Here is a 19,465-nt window from a genome sequence, read left to right on the forward strand (position 1 = left end):
TTCCTTGTCTCTGCGACGGGGTAGTCTACTTCCTAGGCGGGGGAGCAATGGGGCTACATCCCGCTATAGCGGGATGTAGGGGATAAGTTCATGTCAATCGAGCCACTCAGCTGGGGACGTGGGTCAACACCTCACGACGCTGGGCTGAACACAGACACCTCCGGAAGGCGGGAGGGGCAACTGTGGTCTGCCCCTGCCCGCGGCGCAAACCTTGAATCCGTTCGGACTGCACTCACCACAGAAGGCTCCCTTGGCGTGGTGATCACCGGCGGCCGCGGCGTGGGAAAGTCCTCCCTGGCCCGTGCCGCGGTAATGGACCTGGGACCGGACGTCTGGTCATTGCAGCTCCGCAGCGGGCCGGGAGGTTCCGCCACACCCTACGGTTGCCTATCCTTCCTCCTGGCGAGGCTTCCGCAGGCGTACATGGGTTCCCCCACGGCCATCCTGCGGGGCATCACGTCGCTCATTCGAAGCGACGCGGGGGGCAGGCCCTGCGTTATCACCCTGGACACATCGGGCAGCATTGACGACATGAGTGCCGGGGTGCTGCTGAACGTACTCTTGACCGGCACGGCAAAAATCATTGCTGTGGCACCGAAAATCAGTGATCTGCCTCCGGACTTCCACTGGCTTTTGACGGACCGGCGGCTGACCGAGGTCCGGCTCAGCAACCTCAACGAGCTGCAGACCCGCCAGGTTCTGTTGTCCCTGCTTGGCCATCGGGTCTCGGCGTCCCTGGTAAGCACCTATCACCATATGGTGGGCGGCAACCCGCTGCTGCTCAAGGCGCTTGTGACCGAACAGCAGTTGTCCGGGAACCTGGTGCTGTCCGACTCCGTCTGGACCCTGCGGGACAAGGTGGTCCTCGACGGTGCCGCCAGCCTTGACGACATCGTCCGGTCCCGCTGGTCAAGGGAAACCTTGGAAGCCCGGGAAGTTATTGAAATGCTTTCCTGCGCCCGCCATGTGGAACTGTCCAGGCTAACCGCCATTTACAGCGCCGATGTCGTGGCCGACATGGAGGACGGCGGCCTGCTCGAAATCGACCAGTCCGACCATCGCTGGGTGTCCCTGCGCGAGAAATACATCGGCGACGTGGTGCGTACCTGGCTCAGCATCGCGCGGCGCCGGGAGCTGCGGGCCCTGCTCCTGGGCGGTTCCGAACCGGACCCTGCCGCGATGACAGTGGAAGAGCTGATGGCCTTTGCCGCCTGGACCCACGAATGCGAGGCGGACCTGAGCCCTGCCCTCGCCCTCGCCGCAGCAGAAGCCGCAGTCCAGCTGTTCGATCCCCGGTTCGCGCTGACCTACGCTGAAATGCTCCAGCGGAGGGACCGGCAGTGGGTTGCCGGTCAGCGCCAGAAAGCGGCCGCGTATCTGCAGTTGGATATGCCGGTCCAGGCCATGGCGGCGCTGGAGGAGATTTCGCAGCCTGAGCTGGAGGGCCTGGACGTCGGGGAATATGCCCGGGTCATAGCCGCCAAATCACAGGTAATGCTGTCGCTGCCGGAGCAGGCAGGCCGGGTGCCAAACCTGCTGCAGGAGGCCCGGAGGCGGCTGGAGGAGGCAGCGAACAACAAGGCCTGGCCGGAACCGGCTGTCATCGCAGCAAACCGGGTGGCCCTGAGCGAGTTCGAATACCGTGTATTCGCGGGCGAGTATGCCGCCATCATTCCCGCCCTTGAGGCAGCGGCCGACCCGGCGCTGAATCCCGACACGCATTACCGTATGCACTCGGCCATCCTGCTCATGAAGGCCTTGGTCATGACGGGCCGGGAGATGGACGCACTGAGCATCCTGCGTCAGCTCGGAGGCCAAATCACCGATGCGTCCCACGTCGTGGGATTGCGGGAACGCTACACCAGGGAAGCCTACCTGGTCCTGTTGATGGCGGGACAGTGGCGGCGGTGCATCGACCTTCTGGGCCCGCAGGCAGCAGAGGAACCGCGCGGGCTCCCGTTCCGGAGTGCAGCAGCTGAGCTCGGGGCAGGCGTCGCCTATGTCTTCTCCGGCCGGGGTGCCGCCGCCCTTGAACCGCTCATCTCCGCGGCGGCGCAGCTGGAGCTTCAACCGGTGCAGGCTGCCCTCCGCTGTGCTTATGCAGCGATTGCCCTGGCACACGCCCAGACGGGCAACGCGGGGCAGGCGCGTAAGTACCTGGCCAAACTGCAGCGGGTGCCGGGGAAGTCCAGTTTCATCACCGAAAGCATCATCGAGTTCTGTTCCCTCGTGGCAGGGCGCTGGCTTGGCGATACCGATGCCGTGGCCGGCCTTAAGCAGGCCGCCCGCCACAACATGGAGGCGGGGCGCTTCACCCTGGCTGGAGTCAACCTGCTGGCCGCCACCGTGAACGGCAGCGATGCTGACTTCCGCCTGCTGGAGGAGATCGCCGGCCACCGCCAGGGTCCGCTGGCTGAGGTTTCCCGGCTGATCGCGGTGGGCAGCCGCACCAAGGATGCCAAGATCCTCCTGGCCGGCGGCGAACTGGCGGCCACCCTGGAGCTGGATGCGGTGGAGGCGCGATGCATGGCCCTCGCCGTGGACTTTGCGCGCCAGAACAGCGATTCCCTTACCGCCCGGACAGCACAGGGCCGGTTGGACATCCTGGCCGCCACCGTGGCGAATCTTCCCATTGTGCCCAGCAGTGGAAGCCCGCTGCTGACCAGCAGGGAGCGCCAGATCGCCCGGCTGGCGGGCAGGGGTGCTTCCAACCGGGACATCGCACTGGAGATGGGCGTGTCAGTGCGCACCGTGGAGGGCCACCTGTACCAGGTCTTCACTAAGCTCGGCGTAACTTCCAGGGGTGATCTGACTGGACTCGTCTAACGGCCACAAGCCCACCACGGCACACCGGTTCCTCTCCGGAAGGCGGGAGCCGCTCGAGCGGATCTGCGGTATTGTCCGGAACCTCACCAGCCAGGCGGTCTTCGTCATGGCAGGACCGGGCATCGGAAAATCATCCCTAACCGCTGCAATCGCCGAGCGTCTCACCGGGGAACTGAACGTGCTGCAGATGCACGGGAGTTCAGCCCTGGCGGCGGTGCCGTTCGGTGTCCTGACTCCCTACACCGGCGAGCTGACGGCCGAAGAATCAGTTTCGCCCGTGGCCGTCCTGCGGTCCATGTGGAGCTACTTCGAGAAATTGAAGGCGGGCAACGGCGCACCCGTCCTGCTGGTGATTGATGATGCGCACTACCTGGACGAGGCTTCCGCGGGTGTAGTGGCCGACCTGATCTCCGCCGGGTGGGCAACAGTGGTGGCGGCTGCCAGGCCCCGGCCGGGCTTGCCCCAGCCGCTGGACCAGCTGTGGTATGACGGGCTGGCCGAGCGCGTGGACCTGCGTCCCCTGAACCGCGAACAGATTGAGGACGCGCTGGCCCACCTCCTCGACGGTACGGTTCCTGCCGCCACCGTAGACGCCGTCTGGACTGCCTCCGGAGGGAACCCGCGCCTTCTGGATGCCCTGCTGCACGATGCCGCCGAGGCCGGAATCCTGGCCAAGCGGAACGGGATCTGGATCCTGTTGGGAGCATTGCCCACGGATGGGGTGCGGCTGAAATCGGTGGTTACCAAGGATCACCTTCGGCGACGGCCGGATGAACAGGAAGCCCTGAAGCTCATTGCGCTGGCCGGCCCCGTCAGCAGGAAGGCGATCGAGGATGTCTGCGGGGCAGCGGTGGTCCGGTCCCTGCTGGACCAGCAAATGATTGTCGAAAACTCCGGCGTCCCGGCCGAGCTGACCCTGTGGAACGCCTTGTTCGCGAACGCCATCAGAAACACCATCTCGGTGTCACGCAGCCTCCAACTGCTGGAGAAACTCCGCGACCACCGGGATCCCGCTGCGCTTCGTGGCGAAGGCTGGCTGCGTTCTGTCGAATGGGCCTTGGAATGTGGCCTGCGGGTTTCCGACGCCGGGATGCTGGAGGCCGGCCGCGAGGCGCTGACACGCTTCCGCAACCAGGGTGCCCGCACTATCGTGGCCAAGGTTCACGACCCCGAACTCCTGCCGTTGGCCCAGGCCATCCGGGCACGGGCCCTCTACAACGAGGGCTCCTATGCCGAGGCTGCCATGTTGCTTGAAGACTGCTGGCCCAAGTTGGTGCACCATCCCGAGGGCCCCGCCGTGCTGTTGCTGAGGGTCTCTGCCCACCTGGCAACCGGACAGCCGCTCGCAGCTCTGGCGGAGGCAATAAGGGGAGACGCGGAGGAGACACCGGAAGCGGCCCAGGCCTGGCAGGAGGAACTTCTGCAGTTGCTGCAGTCCGGTGCGGAGGTGGACTTCCAAGCACTCCTTACCCGAGCCGCAGATTTCAGGAACCGCAGGTCGGCAGAAGCCGGCGGTGACCCGGTCAGGGCCATTGGCGAGGCACTCCTGGCCCATGCGCTTGCTGCAGCGGGCAGGCCCGCGGAGGGACTCGATGCGGCGCTCCTGGCTGCCTCCGAACTCACGCCCCTGGAGAACAGCCTGTTCTTCTTTCCGGAATTCGTGCTGGGACGTCTCGTGTCGGATTACCTGGCCATGGGCGAATGGGAATCGGCGGAGCGTGAGCTGGACAACTACGCTGCAGGACACGCGCGCGGAGCGGCAACCTTCAACGGCAGCCTGCAGATACTGCGCGGATATTCCATGCTGCGGCAAGGCCGGATGGAGCGCGCCTACCAACTGCTGTTGCCGGCTGTGGAAGCGCTGAGGCTCAACGACCCCCTGCAGCTGTTCCGCTTCGGCTCCGCCCTGGGCTTCTATGCCGCGGCCAGGCTGGGGGACACCGCGCAGGCGAAGCGCTTGGAACAGGACTACAAGGATGCTGTGGCCGGCAATCCCGCCCACGACTTCCTGGCCGGAGCCTACGCCGCAGCTGCTGCGGAGTATCTGTCCCGGGACGGCAAGGGGCTCGCCTCACTGCACACGCTGGTCACCACTGCAGAGGCCTCTTCACGGAAGGGTGCCCTGCTGGAACTTCTCGCCCTCTGTTGGGACCTGGGGGACTTCTCAGTGATCCCCATGGTGCAGGAGGCAGCCCGGGGCGTGGAGGGCCGCTGGGCCGGAGCAATGCTCAAGCTTGCCACCGACTGGGAAGCCGCCAACGGGGACACCCTGATGGCCACCGCGGCCATGCTGGAGGAATCCGGCTTCGTCAACCTCGCCCGCGAGGCCTATGCCCGGGCCAGCACCGTGCTGGAGCAGTCCGGCGAGCGACGCCGGTCCCGACAGGCTGTTGCCCAGCGCGAAAAGTGCGACCACGAACTGGGTGAACGGTTCCGGGAGGGCCGTTTCATTGCGGCAGCTCCTGCCGTCCACCTGACCCGCCGCGAGCAGGACATCGTGGAGCTTGCCGTGCAGGGCCTGACGGACCGAGAGATCGCCCAGCGGCTCATGGTGTCGGTCCGCACGGTGGAGGGACACCTGTACCGCACCTACGTCAAGCTGGGTGTGCGCAGCCGGGATGAGCTGGAGTCGGCCCTTCCCAAGTAGCAGCCGCCGGTAACGGCACGGCACTGCCCCGCGCCATGGTACCGGCTGGAGCTTAGGGCTGCCCAGCCAATAGCGCCCCCGGGTACCGGCCGGTTACCCCGGTAGTACCCCGTCACCGAATTAGAGTACTGCCTACTCGTGTGCGCCCGGTCACTGCAGGATTTACTTAAGGAAGCAAAGCAACGGCAGGAAAAAGTAAGCAGAACCTGCCGGCAGCTCTGGAAGCCTCCGAAGTTTCCGGTCCCAGTGGCCGGGCCAGACGGGGCCGGCGACGTTAGAGTCTTCTGAGACCGAGACTCTCCCCCCAGCCGTCGCCGGCCCTCCTTTCCGCGGGCTGAAGCCCGGAGCGGCTGTGGCGGTTGCCCCTCCAAGGGCGGCCGCCACAGCCGTGCTGTGGGACAATTGAGTGTCATCCGTTGGCATCTCAAGGAGTAAGTCTTGGCCGTAGTATCAACGCCAGCCACGCTGGAGCGTGCCTTGCCCGCTATGGATGACGCCGAGGTTCTGCGTATCCGCAACGACTTTCCGGTCCTGAATCAGCTGGTCAACGGCCAACCGTTGGTCTACCTCGATTCCGGGGCAACATCCCAGAACCCCCTGAGCGTCATTGAAGCCGAACAGGAATTCTACGAACAGCGCAATGCCGCTGTGCACCGGGGCGCCCATCACCTCGCAGTGGAGGCAACGGAGGTTTTCGAGGATGCCCGGCAGACCGTAGCGGATTTCGTCGGGGCTGACTACTCAGAGGTTATCTGGACGTCAAACGCCACCGAAGGCCTCAACCTGCTCAGCTACGCGTTCTCCAACGCAGGGATGTGGGCTGCCCAGGGCCGGGGTGATGAAAGGCTCAGGGAGCTCGCCCTGAACCCGGGTGACGAAATCGTCGTCACTGAAATGGAGCATCATGCCAACCTGATCCCGTGGCAGGAACTCGCGTTCCGCACCGGGGCTGCACTCCGATATATCCCCGTCGACGACGCCGGGGCCCTCCGCATGGATCTGGCCGGAGACATCATTGGACCCCGGACCAAAGTGGTGGCCTTCACCCACGCGTCAAACGTCCTGGGCGTCATCAACCCGGTGGCGGAGCTGGTGGGGCTGGCGCGCAGGGCCGGCGCCCTGGTGGTGCTGGATGCCTGCCAGTCCGCCCCGCACCTGGCGCTGAACATCAAGGAACTCGACGTTGACTTTGCCGTCTTCTCCGGCCACAAGATGCTTGCCCCCACCGGGATCGGCGTGTTGTACGGAAAGCAGGAGCTGCTGGACATCCTTCCGCCCTTCCTGACGGGGGGCTCCATGATCACCACCGTCACCATGGAACGCGCGGAATACCTGCCCGCCCCCCAGCGTTTCGAGGCCGGAACCCAGCGGATTTCCCAGGCGGTGGCGCTGGCTGCAGCAGCGAACTACCTGACGGAAACGGGACTGGACCGGATCCACTACTGGGAATCGGAGCTGGGCCAGCGCATGGTGGCCGGCCTGGAGGCCATTCCCGGGATTCGTGTCCTTGGCCCTGCCGCCGGGCAGGACCGCATTGGACTGGCAGCTTTCGACGTCGAAGGCGTCCATGCCCACGACGTCGGGCAGTTCCTCGACTCAAAGGGCATCGCCGTTCGGGTGGGCCACCACTGCGCCCAGCCGCTGCACCGAAGGCTGGGGTTGACAGCCACCACCAGGGCCAGCGCCTACCTCTACAACACCACTGACGACGTCGACCAGTTCCTGAATGCCGTAGCCGGCGTGCGGGCCTATTTCCGCGCCTAGCAGGAAGACCGGAGCAACACCATGAGCCTCGACCAGCTGTACCAGCAGATAATCCTGGACCATTCCAAGGCCCGGCACGGCAGCGGACTTGCCGGGACGGCAGCACCTGATGGCACCTCCACAGGGCAATCGCACCAGCTCAACCCGGTGTGCGGTGATGAGGTTACCCTGAGGCTGGCGGTTGAGAACGGAAAGGTGGCCCAGGTTTCGTGGGACGGGGCGGGCTGTTCCATCTCCATGGCCTCCGCCTCAGTGCTGAGTGAACTGGCCGAGGGCATGACAGTGGAGGAGCTGCACCAGGCCATCGACAGCTTCCGCGAAGTCCTGCGGTCGCGGGGGAAGATTCCCGCTGATCCCGAAGTGCTGGGCGACGCAGCGGCCTTCGAAGGCGTGGCACGCTATGCCGCGCGTGTCAAGTGCGCCATGATTTCCTGGGTCGCGGCGGAGGACGCGCTGAACCAGGCCGCCTAAGCCCATTGCCCGGGCGTGAAAAGGCCCTCCTCCCACTCACCGGTCGGTTGTGGGAGGAGGGCCTTTTCACAGGGCCTTTTCACAGGGCTGTTCAGCCAAACAGTGCCATGACTCCGATCAGGGCCGTGGCGGCGCCGAGGACCATCGAAATGCTGACCAGCACCACGTGCACGGTGAGGAATTTCGTGGCCTTACCGGCGGCGTCCCTGGCGCGCGGATCCTTCATGACCCGGCGAAGGAACTGCGGCCAGACCACCAGCGACCAGACGCCGGCAATGATCAGGACCAGCGCAGCGAAGACGGGGAGTTCCACGGATCAGTGGCTTTCCAGCCAGGCCTGTACCTGCTTGGCCTGCAGGTTCAGGGCCTTGGCCACCATGGGCTCCGCGGCGTCGGCAATCTTCCCGCCCAGGAACGGAACGGATGACGTCACGGCGCCTTCGAGTTCAACGCGGGTGCCGCCGTCTGCAGCCACCAGACGCTGAACTGCAGTGACGTCAACGGGAGCGCCGGCGATCTTCAGGGAGATGTTGCTCTGGCGGGAGCCGTCCGCCGCCGGGGCCTCCCACTTCTCCTCCTGGGTCACCTTCAGGTGCTCGCCCACGAACTTCCGGGCCATTTCCGGGAAGCGCGTGGTGGGCAGGGTCCGCACCGAGGTGGCGCTAAACGCTCCGGCAACGTCACCGTCAACCGTGAAGGACTCCAGCGAGCCGCCCACCAGCTGGCTGACGTGGCGCTGGAAATCCTCGTTCACCAGGACAGCGGCGACGCTGTCGACGGGATGCGGAAGGGTGGTGGTTGCGCTCAGGGCCATGGGGTCCTCCTGGGACGTGGGGAACGGATTTAACTCAAAACATCCTACGGGGTCCGGCTAACCTGCTCCGCATCCACGAGTTTCCTGGCAGCCGCCGTGATGTTGCGGGCCATGGCCGGAAAGATCAGGTGGTGGAACGGAAGGACGGCCAGCCAGTACAGCCGGCCGCTCAGGCCCTTGGGGAAGAAGATGGCCCGCTGCCGGTAGCGGCTGCCGGTCCCGTCAGGTTCCACGGCAAGCTCCAGCCAGGCGCGTCCCGGAGCCCGCATTTCCGCCCGCAGCCGCAGCAGGCTGCCGTGCTCGATCCGTTCCACCCGCCACCAGTCCACAACTTCACCCGTTGACAGGGTCTTGGGGTGGCGCCGGCCGCGCAGCAGCCCTGCGCCTCCGGTCAGTTTGTCCAGCCAGCCGCGGACCTGCCAGGCCAGCGGCAGCGAGTACCAACCGTTGCGTCCGCCAATTCCTTCGATGACAGTCCATACGTGGGCCGGATCCACGTCACCATGGAACGTCCGTTCATCCATGTACACCTTGTGGCCCGCCCAGTCGGGGTCACTGGGGAGGGGGTCGGACGCCACGCCTGCATTGGCCCAGGTGGTCTCCACCTGGCCGTCGCGTTCTTTGCCCAGTGCCAGGGCGACGGCGGCACGGTAGGGGGTCAGGCCGCCGTCGGGCTGGGGAACGTACTGGTCGATATCGTGCTCGTTGGACACGGCGTCATGCTGCAGGGACTGGACCAGCGGCACCGCCATGGACAGCGGAATGGGCGTGGTGAGTGCAACCCACATCCCGGCGAGCTTGGGGGCGGGGACGGGCAGCGCCAGCACCACCCGGTGGGGGAGGCCTGCCTCTGCGGCGTATTCCTTCATCATCCCGGCATAGGTCAGGACCTGGCGGCAGCCGATGTCGAAGGTCCTGTTGATCCGACCTTCCAGGGAGGCAGCAGCCGCGAGGTAGTACAGGACGTCGCGCACCGCGATGGCCTCGATCCTGTTCCTTACCCAACTGGGAGCCGGCATCAGTGGGAGTGTTTCGGAGAGGTGGCGGATCATTTCGAAGGATGCCGAACCGGATCCAATCACCACACCCGCCTGGAAGACGATGGCGTCCACGGGGCTGTCCAGGAACACCTGGCCCACTGCCTCCCGTGACCTCATGTGCGTGGAGAGCTCCACGCCCTGGGGGTGCAGCCCCCCGAGGTAGACGATCCGGTGAACCCCTGCCGCCGCTGCAGCGTCTGCCGCGGTCCTGGCCATGGCCTTTTCCTTCGCTTCGAATCCCGCCCCTGCGGCCATGGAATGCACCAGGTAGTAGAACACGTCGACGCCGGCCAGCGCCTCCCGGAGGGCATCGCCGTCGTCAAGGCTGCTCTCCACCACGTCCACGTCGTCCCGCCACGGCACGCCGGCAATCTTGTCCGGGGACCGCACCAGCACCTTGACGGTGTGGCCGGCTTCCAGGAGTTTGGGCACCAGCCGCCCTCCGATGTAGCCGGTGGCGCCAGTGACCAGGACGGATCCGTGCGGACGTGCGGTGTTGCTGGGTGCTGTCATGGTTACTCCTTGTCGTCCGCCGTCCCTGTCATCCACAGTCCATTCGGAGCGGCGGGCCGGTTGGACGGCCGCCGGCTCCACAAGGTGCATCAGCAGCACCGGGAGAAACAGGGACTGTGCCAGCCTATGCCTGCTTCCTGAGCCGTCAGCCCGCGATGTCGCCGGCTCGCGGTAGGCTGGGATAACCCGGGATTCGCAGCGAATTTCGGGTTTTCGCGTTGCCTGCGATCCGCTGAACACCACAGGAGTTTCTGCCATGAGCCTTCCCGGCCAGTCCACCGCCGGCGCATCCAGCACAGGCGCAGCCACCAGCCGCACCTCCGGTGACGGCAAGTCGAACGCCGCGACATCAGGCAAAGGTAAGTCGGCCACCGCCATGTCAGGCACCGGCAAGTCGGGCACAGGACCATCGCTGGACGGTCTGCGGCGTGCGCTCGCCGCAGACCAGACCTTTGCCCGCGTCCGCGCCGAGGCTGCGCGCGGCTTCGCTGTCCGGGGCCAGGACTACCAGATCAGCGCACCCGCCGGGCTGCGGCCGGTACTCCTCGCCGAGATGGCGGACGGCCTCACGGCCGCCACCACAGAACGGGCCGACGGCGGAACGCCGGGTGTGGTGCTGGCTGTCACCGCCACCGGACGCGAGGCCGAGGACCTGGCGGCAGCGCTGCGGGCTTACCTGCCCAGCGACGCCGTGGCTGAGTTCCCCAGCTGGGAAACCCTTCCGCACGAGCGGCTTTCGCCCCGTTCGGACACCGTGGGCCGTCGTCTTTCCGTCCTCCGCCGGCTGGCACATCCTGCTACTTCGCCGGCCGGGCCGCTCCGTGTGGTGGTAGCGCCCGTCCGCGCCGTGGTCCAGCCCGTCGTGGCAGGCCTCGGCGACCTGGTGCCGGTCACGCTGAAGGTAGGCCAGGACGTTCCGTTCTCGGAGGTGGTGCGAAGCCTTGCGGACGCAGCGTATGCGCGGGTGGACATGGTGACCCACCGCGGCGAATTCGCTGTCCGCGGCGGCATCATCGACGTCTTCCCGCCCACGGAGGACCACCCCGTCCGGGTGGAGTTCTTCGGTGACGAGGTGGACCAGATGCGCTGGTTCGCCGTGGCCGACCAGCGCTCGCTGTCCGCCCCCGGCATCCACCATCCCACCGAGCTGCACGCGCCGCCGTGCCGGGAAATCCTCATCACCCCGTCCGTGATGTCCCGCGCAGCGACCCTCAAGTCCCAGCTGCCCGCCGCGGCCGACATGCTGGAAAAGATCGCCGGCGGTATCGCCGTGGAGGGCATGGAGTCACTGGCCCCCGTGCTGGTCGATTCCATGGTCCCGTTCGTGGACCAGCTGCCGGCGGATTCGATCTCCGTTGTCATCGAACCGGAAAAGGTCCGGACCCGCGCCCACGACCTCGCCGCGACTAATGAGGAGTTTCTCGAGGCTGCCTGGTCCACGGCCTCAGACGGCGGTGCGGCGCCGCTGGACCTGAGCTCGCAGGCCACGGCCGCCCTCCACTCCGCCAGCTTCCGTTCGCTGGCCGAGACGCGCACCTCGTCCCTCGAGCACAGCGTCTCGTGGTGGTCCATCACGTCCCTGGCCCAGGACGAGGAACTGCTCCCGGAGATCGACGTCTTGAACCTGCATGCCCGCGAACCCCGGGGCTACCAGGGCGATGTGGCGGAAATGATGGATTTCATCGGCTCCCACGTCCGGGACCAGTGGCGGGTGGTGGTGGCCACTGAAGGCCCGGGACCTGCTCAGCGCCTGGCGGAACTGTTCCACGAGAACAACATCCCGTGCTCCCGCGTGGACAGCCTGGACCACGAACCCCAGGCGGGCATCATCGAGGTGACCACTGCCGCCGTCGGACGCGGTTTTGTCCTCGACGGACTCAAGCTCGGACTGCTCACTGAAGCCGACCTCCTGGGAAGGACGTCCGCGGGGTCCACCAAGGACATGCGCCGCATGCCCTCCAAGCGGCGGAACGCGGTGGATCCGCTGCAGCTCGTGGCGGGCGACCATGTGGTCCATGAACAGCACGGCATTGGCAAGTTCGTGGAGCTGATCCAGCGCAAGGTGGCCGGCGGAAGCGACGGCGTGCGCGAGTACCTGGTGCTCGAGTACGCACCTTCAAAGCGCGGGGCTCCGGGGGACCGGCTGTTTGTTCCCACGGACCAGCTGGACCAGGTGACCCGCTACGTGGGCGGTGACACCCCGGTCCTGAGCAAAATGGGCGGTGCGGACTGGGCCAGCACCAAGTCCAAGGCACGCAAGGCCGTAAAGGAGATCGCCGGGGAACTGATCCGGCTGTACTCCGCCCGGATGGCGTCCCGGGGCCACGCCTTCGCCCCGGACACGCCCTGGCAGCGCGAGCTGGAAGAAGCGTTCCCGTACGTGGAGACGCCTGACCAGCTCACCACCATCAACGAGGTCAAGGCGGACATGGAGCGCGAGATCCCCATGGACCGGCTGGTCTCCGGTGACGTGGGTTACGGCAAGACGGAGATCGCCGTGCGCGCCGCCTTCAAGGCAGTGCAGGACGGCAAGCAGGTGGCCGTGCTGGTGCCCACCACCCTGCTGGCCCAGCAGCACTACGAAACGTTCACTGAAAGGTTCTCCGGCTTCCCCCTGCGGGTGAAGCCGCTGTCCCGTTTCCAGGCGGCCAAGGAAGCGAAGGAGACGGCCGAGGGCGTCAAGAACGGTGCGGTGGACGTGGTGATCGGCACCCACCGGATGCTGTCCAAGGACTTCGAGTTCAAGGACCTCGGGCTGGTGATCGTGGACGAGGAGCAGCGCTTTGGCGTGGAGCACAAGGAAGCGCTCAAGAAGATGCGGACCAACGTGGACGTCCTCGCCATGAGCGCCACCCCGATTCCGCGCACCCTGGAAATGTCCCTGACCGGCATTCGGGAAACCTCCACGCTGGCCACGCCGCCGGAGGAACGCCACCCGGTCCTGACCTACGTGGGCCCGTACACGGATAAGCAGACCTCGGCCGCGATCCGCCGCGAGCTGATGCGCGAGGGCCAGGTCTTCTTCGTGCACAACCGCGTTTCCACCATCGAACGCACCGCCGCGAAGATCCGTGAACTGGTGCCGGAAGCCCGGGTGGAGGTGGCGCACGGCAAGATGTCCGAGAGCCGCCTGGAGCAGATCATTGTGGACTTCTGGGAGAAGCGCTTTGACGTCCTGGTCTGCACCACCATCATCGAAACCGGCCTGGACATCTCCAACGCCAACACACTGATCGTGGACGGCGCGGACAAGTACGGCCTGTCACAGCTGCACCAGCTCCGCGGCCGCGTGGGCCGGGGCCGCGAACGCGCCTACGCCTACTTCCTCTACCCGTCCGAGAAGCCCCTGGGTGAAGTGGCGCTGGAGCGGCTCAAGGCCGTGGCCGCCCACAATGAACTGGGGGCGGGCATGCAGCTGGCCATGAAGGACCTCGAAATCCGTGGCGCCGGCAACCTGCTGGGCGGCGAGCAGTCGGGCCACATCCAGGGTGTAGGCTTCGACCTGTACATCCGCCTGGTGGGCGAGGCGGTGGCGGACTTCCGCGGCGAGGCCGAGGAGAAGGCCGCCGAGATGAAGATCGAACTGCCGGTCAACGCCCACCTGCCGCACGACTACGTGCCGGGGGAGCGGCTGCGCCTGGAGGCGTACCGCAAGCTCGCGGCGGCTATCACCAACGAGGCCATCGACGAAGTCCGCGCCGAACTGGTGGACCGCTACGGGGAACTGCCGCTGCCGGCGCTGAACCTGGTGGAGGTGGCCCGGTTCCGGGTGGCGGCGCGGGAAGCGGGCCTGTCGGACGTGGCGCTGCAAGGCAACTTCATCAAGTTCTCACCGGCCACGCTGCCCGAGTCGAAAGTCATGCGGCTGAACCGGATGTACCCCGGATCCCAGTCCAAGCCCGCCCTCGACGCCGTGCTCATCCCCAAGCCGAAGACCGCAAGGATCGGTGGCCGGGACCTCCAGGATGCGGAGATCCTGGAGTGGGCCAATGGGGTCATCCGCAACATCTTTTCCGATCAGCCCCTGCCCGTGGGCTAGGAGTTGATGGGAGGACACCACGCCGCGTCAGGGGCCGCGGCGTGGGTAGCTATTGCCTCAACGGGGCCGTACACCCTGGGCTGGTACCCGCTGGACGCCACCGGCATCCTGATCGGCGGGATGGCGACGGCGGGAAGCGCCCTGGTGTGCGATTGGGACCACCGCCACAGCACGGTGGCTAATTCGCTGCCGCCGCTGTCGAATGTGATTGCGGTCGGGATCGAGAATGCCAGCGGCGGGCACCGCCAGGGCACGCACTCGGTCCTCGGAGCGGCATTCTTCGTGCTGCTGGCTACGCTGGCCGGGCAGGTCCAGGTGGAGACCGCCTGGGGCCTGCTGTCCGTGGGAGCGGGGCTGCTGTGCATGTTCATGATCAACATCGCGGCCAAGGCACTGAAACTGTTTCCGAAGGCGGGCTTCATCAGTAACTGGATCTTCGCCCTGACCATGGCCGGGCTGGTCACCTGGTTCGCGCCGGACCAGTGGACCTGGCTCCCTGTCTCGATGCTGACCGGCGTGGTGGTCCATATCGTGGGGGACCTCATCACCACCGGCGGCGTGCCGCTGCTCTGGCCGCTGGTGGTCAAACCGCCCAGGATGCTGCGCCGGGTGCCTCTGCTGCGCCAGGTCTGGCGGCCCAACGGCGCCTTGTCCCTGCCGCTGCTGGGCCGTGCCGGTTCGAAACGCGAATGGCTGGTGCTGATCCCCGTCAGCGCTTACGCCATGGTGGGAATGTGCGTGGCAGCCTGGTCCATCGGCCGCAGCCACTGGGACCCTGCGGCAGACGCCGCGCTGGCCTGGGTCCGGCTCTGGCTGTAGCCCCTGAAGTATCCGGCCGGACACATGACAAAACCCCCGGACAGTGTCCAGGGGTTCCGTGGTGCCATGTAGGTAGCAGCACGTGTTGGTTTGGAGTGTCAGAACGACACTTGCTGCTACCTGGTTGGGCTGCTTAGTGCTCGCCGGCGGAGTCCGAGCGGCCCAGGATGCTCTGCGGAATCCAGAAAGCCAGGGTGAACAGCACCAGGCAGACAGCCAGCGGCCAGGGGTTGTCCAGGGTAAGGAAGGAAAGGGAGTAGATCGCCCCGAAGAAGAGCGCGATCATGACCACGAAGAGGACAATGCTGGTTCCGAGCTTGTTCTCGTTCTGGGGGGTCTGGACAAATTCATCGTGGGACGTTGAGCCTTCGCTGGACCCGGTAATCTTGCTCGACATGTTCGTTCCTCCTCGGCCCCCGCGGGCCTCAATCTGTGGCGGCGTCCGGTTGCTGTCAGTAGGAGGATGAACCCTGTTCACCCTTGACAATGGCAATCCCGGAGCTGGCACCAATACGTGTTGCACCTGCAGCAATCATAGCCTGCGCGTCAGCAAGGGAACGCACCCCGCCGGATGCCTTGACGCCGAGGACCGGACCCACCGTTTTGCGCATCAGGGCGATGTCCTCCGCGGTGGCGCCGCCTCCGTTGAACCCTGTTGAAGTCTTCACGAAGTCGGCACCGGCCTCCACGGCTGCTTCACAGGCGAGGACCTTCTGGCCGTCCGTAAGCAGCGCCGTTTCGATGATGACCTTCAGGATGGCGCCGCTGCCGTGGACGGCTTCCGCCACCGAGGTGATGTCCTCAACGAGAGCGCCCTTGTCTCCCGCCCTGGCGGCGGCAATGTTGATCACCATGTCCACCTCGTCAGCCCCGTCCAGCACAGCACCGCGGGCTTCAAAGGTTTTGACGTCCGTGGGAGTGGCGCCAAGCGGGAAGCCCACCACGGAACACGTCAGGACGCCTGAACCCTTGAGCGCCTTCTTCACCGTCTTAACCCAGACCGGATTGACGCATACCGACTTGAAGCCGTACTCGGCGGCTTCCGCGCAGACCTTGAGGACGTCGGCCTCCGACGCCTCGGGCTTCAGCAGCGTGTGGTCGATGAAGGACGCGATGCTGCCGGCAGCTGCTGCCTTAAGGGACGGGGCGGCTTCGTTGCTCATGGTGGTTTTCTCCAGGGGGCCGGTGGGCCGGTACGTTGATGGCGCCGGCACGTTTCGGGAACCATCTTGCCATAGGCGGGACAGCCCCAAGCCGCGTTCAGGCGGCGGCAGGCAGGGGCGCCGGAGATGAGGCAGCCGTCAGCAGCTGGGTGGCGCAGGCGCCCGCCGCGGAAGCCGCAGCAACCAGGAGCCCCAGCCGGACGCCGTCGTACGCTGCGGCGTCGCCGATGGCCCAGATCCCCGGAACCGACGTGCGGAAGCCGTCGCTGATGACAATCCCGCCATTGGCAGCGGTCCGCAGGCCGGCGCTTGCCGCGAGCCCGTCCCGTGAGACCCGCTCCTCCGCCAGGACCACCAGGTCCCCGTTCATGCTGCTGCCGTCCTCGAAGATCACAGCGGACGCGGCGGGGCCTGCGGCGGACCTTGAGGGCACGATGGCGGCCGGTCGGGCCGTGGTGCGGATGGGCCGCACGCCCCTGGCGCGCAGCACTGCTTCAGCCTGGCCCGCTGCGGCGCCGGTACCCACCAGGATCCCCAGCGGACGTCGGCCCAATTCCCGGGCCACCGCACTGACGGCTTCCCCGATGCGGGCAGCGTCGTCGATGGTGGAGTAGTTCAAGCACTGGGCAGCTCCTTCCACCGGATTGGCCACGGGAGCCGAGCCGGTGGCAATGACCAGCTGGTCGTACGCGAATTCCATGCCGTCCGCGGTGGCAACGGTCCGGTTGACGGCGTCGATGTGGCTTGCGGGCTGGCCGAACCGGACCGAAACCTGCGGCAGCAGCGCCAGTTCCAGCAGCTCCTCCGGAGTATCGTCCCGGTTGCTCAGCACGGTGATGGTTCCGGCGAATTGGGCACGGCCAAGCTGCCTGACCAGAGCCTGGGCGGCAGGACCTGCTCCGGCGATGACTATGCGGGTGGCGGGGACGGTGGAGGGGGAGGGTGCCGGAGCGGACATGTGCTGGCCCTTTCGCTGGCGGCCGTTGACGGCCGGAACTTCGTGATGGACTCAGCGTAGGACCCTGCTTTTTCCAATGTGTTTCCCCGCAGTTGCTTTCTAACAGGCCTGTGTTCGCCAGTATTTACCGGCCGGTAACAGAGGCCGTGACCTGCCTCTCATTAGTTCGCCGGCCGACACATTCCGCACTGGTCCCGCAGGGACCGGGCCAGATTAGACCCGGATGCGGTAGCCGCGCTTCACGACGGTCTCCACCAGCCGCCCGTCCGGAAGCGAGGAACGCAGCCGGCTCACCGTCATGTCCAGCGCGTGGACCGAACCCCGGAGTTCCAGCAGTTCGGACAGCGATTCGCGGGACAGCACCGCGCCGCCGGCACCCAGCAGTGCGCGGAGCAGCAGCAGCGGCGCGGGTGCCAGTTCCACGGGCTGGCCATCGATGCGCAGGCTGCGGCCACGGAGCTCAATGTTGCCGGACCGGGTATCCAGCCGCCGGACGTGGTTCAGGGCGAGGTGCTCGCATACCAGCCTGATCAGGGCGCCCATGCGAAAACGTTCCGGGATGAGCGGCGTCACCCCGGCGTCGAGCAGGGGCTGGGCCGTGACAGGGCCCACCACCGCGGTGGTGACGCTGGTTTTCAGAGTGTCGATGAGTTGCTTGTAGACGCCCATCTCGTGCGCGGTGCTCCAGAGGGCATCGACGGCGGGCGCGCTGGTGAAGGTGAGGACGTCGAGGTTACCGCTGCACACGGCTTCGATGAGGCGGGGGAGCCTGTCCTCGCCGTCGGGCTTGACCCAGCGGTACGGGGTGACCGTGAGCACTGTGGCGCCGGACATGCGGAGGCGCTCAAGCTGCCTGACATCGGTGTAGCCGTGCAGCTGGACGGCGACTGTCTTGCCCCGGACGCCCTCGGCCAGCAGCATGTCCACCAGTGTTGCGGTGGTTTCGTCGCTGCTGATTCCGACGTCGGCAAGGCCGGCCGCGCGCACGGCACCGCGCGCTTTCGGTCCCCGGACGAACATCCGGCAACTGCCCAGGACTTCCAGCAACTGCTCGCCGATGCCAAAGGAATCCGCGGCCTCGCACCAGCGGCGCATGCCATACGCGGTGGTGGCGATGCACAGGTCCGGCGTGGCCTCGATGATGGCCCTGGTGTCATCGATGAGCCGCATGTCCTCCTGCACGGGGGCGATCTTAAGGGCGGGGGCGTGCAGTACCTCAGCTCCGCGCCGTTCCAGGGCCTCGATGAGGTCGCTGGAGCGGCGGTCGGAGGTGACCCCGATGCGGAAGCCCTCCAGGGGTGATTCCGAGGTCTCCGGTGCTTCGTCAACCCGCGGGGCGTCGGCAGGGGCAAGTGCAGTCATGGGGGTCAATCCTTTCACGAACCCAGCAGCGAGGCCGCCAGCCGGTCCAGGTCGGCTGCGGCCCCGGCATGACCGCGGTTGGCCTCAGCCACCCGAACCACCTCGCCGATAACCAGTACGGCAGGGTTGCTGCACCCGGCAGCGGCGGAGGCGATGGTGCCCAGGTCGGCAATGGTGGTTCGCTGTCCGGGCCGGTACCCGCGCTCCACCACTGCCATGGGCATGTCGGGGCGCATCCCGGCCCGGCGCAGTCCTGCCGCGAGCTGGTGGAGGGTGCCGATGCCCATCAGCACCACGATGGTTCCGCCCAGGCCGGCAAGGTGTTCGTGTTCCTTGGCGGTCAGCGGGGCGTGCCCGGAGACCACGGTAAACATATGGCTCACTTCCCGATGTGTGACCGGGATGCCTGCGGCGGCCGGGACCGAGATGGCGCTGGTAACCCCGGAGATCACGCGGACTTTGACGCCGGCTGCCACACAGGCTGCAACTTCCTCGCCGCCCCGGCCAAAGACGTAGGGGTCCCCGCCCTTGAGCCGGACCACGTTGTTGCCGGCCAGTGCGCTTTCCACCATGAGCTTTTCAATCTCGCCCTGGCTCACCTTGTGGTGGCCCGGCTTCTTGCCCACGTCCACCAGCTCGGCCGACGTCAGGGACGGGAGCTCCTGGTACGGCGCCAGCCGGTCGTAGAACACCACGTCGGCGTCGCGGAGGACCTTGGTGGCGGCGACGGTAAGGAGCTCCGTGGTGCCGGGGCCGCCGCCCACCAGGGTTACCTGGCCGGGGGCGCCGGCGGCGGGTTCGGCGGCGACGGGAATGCCGGCTGCACGGCACCGGTCCAGGAGATTGTCCCAGCCGGGCTGTCCGTCCTCCACCGCGGCCACCAGGAAGGGGCGTTCGGGCAGCGGCCCGTCAAACGGACCGCCCTGGGGACTGCTCAGGCGGGAGACGACGGCGCCCGCGGCCTGGTAGCGGCGCACCGCCTGCCGCGCTGCCTGGTCCGAGCCGGTCACCAGTACTTCCCGGCCAGTGAGATCAATGCTGAGCTGCAT

14 protein-coding genes are annotated in these 19,465 nt (G+C 66.6%); 6 read left to right on the forward strand and 8 right to left on the reverse strand.

Annotated elements, in window-relative coordinates; all coding sequences use genetic code 11:
• Window positions 1-90: 90 nt before the first annotated feature.
• From FDW84_RS10265 to sufU, 4 genes are all read left to right on the forward strand, one after another.
• Window positions 91-2,826 (forward strand): LuxR C-terminal-related transcriptional regulator, encoded by a 2,736-nt coding sequence (locus FDW84_RS10265; RefSeq protein ID WP_138609099.1) that lies wholly within the window; start codon window positions 91-93, stop codon window positions 2,824-2,826.
• Window positions 2,827-2,932: 106 nt separating this feature from the next.
• A complete protein-coding gene (locus FDW84_RS10270; protein WP_138609101.1) occupies window positions 2,933-5,473 on the forward strand; it encodes a helix-turn-helix transcriptional regulator in 2,541 nt (846 codons plus the stop codon).
• 438 nt (window positions 5,474-5,911) lie between these two features.
• The gene (locus tag FDW84_RS10275; protein WP_138609103.1) at window positions 5,912-7,237 is read left to right on the forward strand and encodes a SufS family cysteine desulfurase; all 1,326 of its coding nucleotides are present in this window, start codon (window positions 5,912-5,914) and stop codon (window positions 7,235-7,237) included.
• A 21-nt stretch (window positions 7,238-7,258) separates the two neighbouring features.
• Window positions 7,259-7,708, forward strand: coding sequence for a Fe-S cluster assembly sulfur transfer protein SufU (gene sufU, locus FDW84_RS10280; RefSeq protein WP_138609105.1), 450 nt, complete (start codon window positions 7,259-7,261; stop codon window positions 7,706-7,708).
• 91 nt (window positions 7,709-7,799) lie between these two features.
• Here the strand turns inward: sufU and FDW84_RS10285 are convergent, their stop codons facing one another.
• The 3 genes from FDW84_RS10285 to FDW84_RS10295 are packed head-to-tail and all read right to left on the reverse strand — an operon-like array spanning window position 7,800 to window position 10,075.
• The gene (locus FDW84_RS10285) at window positions 7,800-8,021 is read right to left on the reverse strand and encodes an SCO4848 family membrane protein (RefSeq protein WP_138609108.1); all 222 of its coding nucleotides are present in this window, start codon (window positions 8,019-8,021) and stop codon (window positions 7,800-7,802) included.
• A 3-nt stretch (window positions 8,022-8,024) separates the two neighbouring features.
• A complete protein-coding gene (locus FDW84_RS10290; RefSeq protein WP_138609110.1) occupies window positions 8,025-8,522 on the reverse strand; it encodes a DUF2505 domain-containing protein in 498 nt (165 codons plus the stop codon).
• A gap of 44 nt (window positions 8,523-8,566) precedes the next feature.
• Window positions 8,567-10,075, reverse strand: coding sequence for an SDR family oxidoreductase (locus FDW84_RS10295; RefSeq protein ID WP_171046748.1), 1,509 nt, complete (start codon window positions 10,073-10,075; stop codon window positions 8,567-8,569).
• A 376-nt stretch (window positions 10,076-10,451) separates the two neighbouring features.
• Here FDW84_RS10295 and mfd point away from each other — a divergent pair, with 376 nt between their 5' ends.
• Entirely contained in the window at window positions 10,452-14,114 is a 3,663-nt protein-coding gene (gene mfd / locus FDW84_RS10300; RefSeq protein ID WP_138609383.1) for a transcription-repair coupling factor, read from the forward strand.
• Between the two features lie 6 nt (window positions 14,115-14,120).
• Window positions 14,121-14,933 (forward strand): metal-dependent hydrolase, encoded by an 813-nt coding sequence (locus tag FDW84_RS10305; protein ID WP_138609112.1) that lies wholly within the window; start codon window positions 14,121-14,123, stop codon window positions 14,931-14,933.
• A 133-nt stretch (window positions 14,934-15,066) separates the two neighbouring features.
• Here the strand turns inward: FDW84_RS10305 and FDW84_RS10310 are convergent, their stop codons facing one another.
• The 5 genes from FDW84_RS10310 to cobA all read right to left on the reverse strand — a co-directional run bounded on the left by FDW84_RS10310 (window position 15,067) and on the right by cobA (window position 19,465).
• Window positions 15,067-15,330, reverse strand: a complete 264-nt coding sequence (locus tag FDW84_RS10310) for a hypothetical protein (protein ID WP_138133393.1) — start codon at window positions 15,328-15,330, stop codon at window positions 15,067-15,069.
• Between the two features lie 55 nt (window positions 15,331-15,385).
• Window positions 15,386-16,096: a deoxyribose-phosphate aldolase gene (gene deoC / locus FDW84_RS10315; RefSeq protein WP_138609114.1), complete on the reverse strand. Its 711-nt coding sequence runs from the start codon at window positions 16,094-16,096 to the stop codon at window positions 15,386-15,388.
• Between the two features lie 97 nt (window positions 16,097-16,193).
• Complete coding sequence (locus FDW84_RS10320) at window positions 16,194-17,054, reverse strand: FAD-dependent oxidoreductase (protein WP_138609116.1); 861 nt, start codon at window positions 17,052-17,054, stop codon at window positions 16,194-16,196.
• A gap of 213 nt (window positions 17,055-17,267) precedes the next feature.
• Entirely contained in the window at window positions 17,268-18,416 is a 1,149-nt protein-coding gene (locus tag FDW84_RS10325; RefSeq protein ID WP_138609118.1) for a uroporphyrinogen-III synthase, read from the reverse strand.
• 14 nt (window positions 18,417-18,430) lie between these two features.
• Window positions 18,431-19,465 carry a uroporphyrinogen-III C-methyltransferase gene (cobA, locus tag FDW84_RS10330; protein WP_138609120.1) on the reverse strand — a complete coding sequence of 345 codons (1,035 nt, stop codon included), beginning with the start codon at window positions 19,463-19,465 and terminating at the stop codon, window positions 18,431-18,433.

Origin of the sequence: Pseudarthrobacter sp. NamE5 (assembly GCF_005796225.1) — a bacterium.
Taxonomy (GTDB): domain Bacteria; phylum Actinomycetota; class Actinomycetes; order Actinomycetales; family Micrococcaceae; genus Arthrobacter.